The following is a 3,766-nucleotide window of genomic DNA, read 5'->3' as shown; positions in this document are numbered from 1 at the left end:
GCGGGCCGATGATCGGACACTCGTTGTCTCGACATGTCATCGAGATCGGATCGAACCAAACCGGGCCCGAAAGAGGGCGCCGACTGGCACCGTCGGGCGGGTCGGAGGAAATTCAGCCAACCGGCTGGGGAATTCCCGGAAATTCACCCGGAGAAGGGATTGATCCCCGGCGAACATGCGGGATCCGCGGGGTGGTCATTATCGGATGGTGCTCCGCTCAGGTGAGCCGTACCGCGACACTCGGTAGGAACGCGGCCCGCCGACGGCGGAACAACGGACGCGACGCGGAGTTACGAACGAGTCCGGCGCCGGGCCGGCGAAGGAAGGCCGCACCCGGCCGACCGGTCGCCACGGGCCGGGCCGGGAGCCCGCCGAGCGGCTCGGCCTTCGGCCGAGCCGCTCGGGGGTATCACACGAGGCGCTGCCACGAAGTGCCGTGCCGGCGGTGCGCTCCCCGGACGGAGCTCGCGGTTGGGTGCGTCAGCCGCTCAGTCTGCCCTGTTCAGCCGCTCGACAAGCGCCTCGTGCTCGGTCCACAGGGCGGCCGGAAGCCGTTCCCCGAACGTCTGGTAGTGCTCGGGGATCAGCTGGGCCTCCTGTTTCCACACCTCGACGTCCACCGTGAGCAGGGTCTCGAGGTCCTCCTCGGCGATGTCGAGGCCGTCAACGGGTAGGGCGTCCTTCGTCGGCAGGACGCCGAGCGGCGTCTCCACCCCGGCTGCCGTGCCCTCCAGGCGACCGACGATCCAGGCGAGGACACGGCTGTTGTCGCCGAATCCCGGCCACAGGAACCTGCCCTCCGGGCTCTTGCGGAACCAGTTCACGTAGTAGACCCGCGGGAGCTTCGTCTGGTCGGCCTTCTGCCCGACCTCGAGCCAGTGGGCGAAGTAGTCGGCCATGTTGTAGCCGCAGAACGGCAGCATCGCGAAGGGGTCCCGGCGCAGCTTGCCGATCGCTCCGGCCTGGGCCGCCGTCGTCTCGGAGGCGACGATCGAGCCGAAGAACACCCCGCGCCGCCAGTCGGGAGCCTCGGTGACCAGCGGCACCGCGGTCGCCCGGCGCCCGCCGAACAGGATCGCCGAGATCGGCACGCCGCGCGGATCCTCCCACTCCGGGGCGATCGTCGGGCACTGGCCCGCCGGGACGGTGAAGCGGGCGTTGGGGTGTGCGGCGGGCTCGCTGGACTCGGGGGTCCAGTCGCGGCCCTTCCAGTCGATGAGGCGCGCCGGCGGCTGCTTGGTCAGCCCCTCCCACCAGACGTCACCGTCATCGGTCCTGGCCACGTTGGTGTAGATGGCGTTGCCCCAGAGGGTCCTGACCGCGTTGGGGTTGGTCTGCTCGCCGGTCCCCGGGGCGACCCCGAAGAACCCGGCCTCCGGGTTGACCGCGTACAGCCGGCCGTCCTCACCGAAGCGCATCCAGGCGATGTCGTCACCGACAGTCTCCGCCTGCCAGCCCGGCAGGGTTGGGATGAGCATCGCCAGATTGGTCTTTCCACAGGCCGACGGAAATGCGGCGGCAATGTAGTGGACCTTGCCGGCGGGAGACGTCAGTTTGAGGATGAGCATGTGCTCGGCGAGCCAGCCCTCGTCGCGGGCCATGACGGACGCAATACGCAGCGCATAGCACTTCTTGCCGAGCAGTGCGTTTCCGCCGTAACCCGATCCGTAGGACCAGATCTCCCGGGTTTCCGGGAAATGGGTAATGTACTTCGTCGTATTGCACGGCCACGGAACATCGGCCTGGCCAGGTTCCAGCGGAGCGCCCAGGGAATGGACGGCCGGAACAAAGAAACCGTCCGTTCCAAGCTGCTCGAGGGCGGGCGTTCCCATCCGGGTCATCGTCCGCATGGAGATGACGACGTAAGGCGAGTCGGTGATTTCGACACCGAGGGCCGAGATGCGCGAGCCGAGCGGACCCATGCAGAACGGGACGACGTACATCGTCCGACCCCGCATGCACCCCGCGAACAGGCCCCGGAGCGTGGCCCGCATCTCGGCAGGGTCCAGCCAGTTGTTGGTCGGACCGGCGTCCTCCGCCTGCTCGGAGCAGATGTAGGTGCGGTCCTCCACGCGGGCCACGTCGCCCGGGTCCGAAGCGGCGTAAAAGCTGTTCGGACGTTTCTCGTCATTCAGCCGGACCAGGGTCCCCTGCTCGATCAGAAGAGAGGTCAGCCGATCGAACTCCGCCTCTGATCCATCGCACCACTCAACCCGATCCGGCTGAGTGAGTTCGGCAATCTCGCGCACCCAGGCAACCAGCCTGGCGTGCCTCGTGGGGGCCACGTCCAGCCCCGAAACCTGTGCCGCGGTTGTCACAGCTCACACCTCCGGTCGAGTCGAACCTGCCGCGCTCTCTTCCCATATGCAGGTACCCACTTGAGAACTCGAACGTACTCGTGGACGTTCAGACAAAACCCACAATATAGGGGGAGTTCGAGGCCACGTTCAGGATCATTAGACTGTACCGCGCGTTCCGTCCGCAGTCGCGCGATAGCGAGTGCGCAGAAGCGTCGGATCCATCACGCACCGATACGGACCGACCGCTGCCGTCCAGCTCCGCTTCGTGACGGCGGCAACCCTCGGGCTATCGTTCTCGGCGTGGCTTCCCTCGTACAGCAGCCAGCCGGGCCTCCGCAGACGGACATCGCCTCGCACCCGCGTGACCTGGTGCGACCGCGCATGCGGGGATGGCTACATGCCGGCGCTTTCCCGATCAGCCTGACACTAGGCGTCATTGCGGTGGCACTGGCTACCACGCTGCGTGCCCGGCTCGGTATCGCGGTTTACGCCCTGAGTATTGCGGCCCTCTTCGGAACGAGCGCCCTCTATCACCGGACGATGTGGTCGACATCACGTGCCCGGGCGCGCATGAAACGCCTCGACCACTCAATGATCTTTGTTTTCATCGCCGGGACTTACACCCCCTTCGCCCTGATTGCGATGCCGCCGACGACCGCTCGGGTGGTCCTGGCGGTGGTGTGGGGAGGGGCGGGACTCGGCGTCGCCATCCGGATGCTGTGGCTGCACTCGCCGCGGTACCTGACCGTGCCGCTCTACATCGCGCTCGGCTGGGTAGCCGTCTTCGTGATCCCGGAGCTCGCCCACCGGGCCGGGATCGCCTCGATGGTACTTCTGCTCGTGGGGGGTCTGCTACAGCCTCGGCGCCGTCGTCTACGCCTGCCGGCGACCGGACCCGGCACCCACGATCTTCGGCTACCACGAGGTGTTCCATCCCTTCACCCTCGTCGCCGCGACCTGCCACTACATTGCGCTGCTCTTCGCCATCTACTAACAGCCTTCCCCCGCACGGCGGCTACCGGGGGCTCCGGCGGCTACAGCCGAGGGCCCACCGAGCGGATCTTCTCCACCTGTTCCATGGCCTCCCGGAGCTGGCGCAGCCAGCTGTCGGCGTTCTCGCCCACCAGACGTACGCACCAGGCGAGGGCCTCGCTGCGGCTGCGCGCCACCCCCGAGTCGACGAGGGTGTCGAGCACCTGGCGTTCCGGCTGGCGCAGCCGGGTCATCACCGGCACGGACAGCGCGGTGAACAGCTCGGTGGTGTCACCGACGGTCGCGCCCCACGCCACCTTGCGGTTGTACCGATGTTCGGCCTTCGTGGCGATGGCGATCCGTTCCTCACGGGTCTGCTCCCGGAACCGCCGGATCCGGGCCCCCGTCGCCGACGGCCCTCCTCCGGGCGCGGCGCCGCCGGCCGCGAGTACCCCGATGACCGTGATCTCGTCCCGGTCCACGACCACCGTGGG

At 67.9% G+C, this 3,766-nt stretch carries 2 protein-coding genes and 1 pseudogene; 1 reads left to right on the top strand and 2 read right to left on the bottom strand.

The features are described from left to right. Positions 1 to 488: 488 nt before the first annotated feature. Positions 489 to 2,318 carry a phosphoenolpyruvate carboxykinase (GTP) gene (locus tag AC08ON_RS07105; RefSeq protein ID WP_476606866.1) on the bottom strand — a complete coding sequence of 610 codons (1,830 nt, stop codon included), beginning with the start codon at positions 2,316 to 2,318 and terminating at the stop codon, positions 489 to 491. A gap of 363 nt (positions 2,319 to 2,681) precedes the next feature. Here AC08ON_RS07105 and trhA point away from each other — a divergent pair. Beyond that, a pseudogene (trhA, locus tag AC08ON_RS07100) lies at positions 2,682 to 3,294 on the top strand (PAQR family membrane homeostasis protein TrhA). Between the two features lie 40 nt (positions 3,295 to 3,334). Here trhA and AC08ON_RS07095 read toward each other — a convergent pair. Continuing rightward, positions 3,335 to 3,766: hypothetical protein (locus tag AC08ON_RS07095; RefSeq protein WP_476616662.1), on the bottom strand; the 432-nt coding region annotated here is incomplete at its 5' end.

The organism is Frankia sp. CoWAU3 (assembly GCF_977971855.1).
Note: the sequence above shows the minus strand (reverse complement) of the source record. Positions and strands in the feature narration are given on the sequence as shown.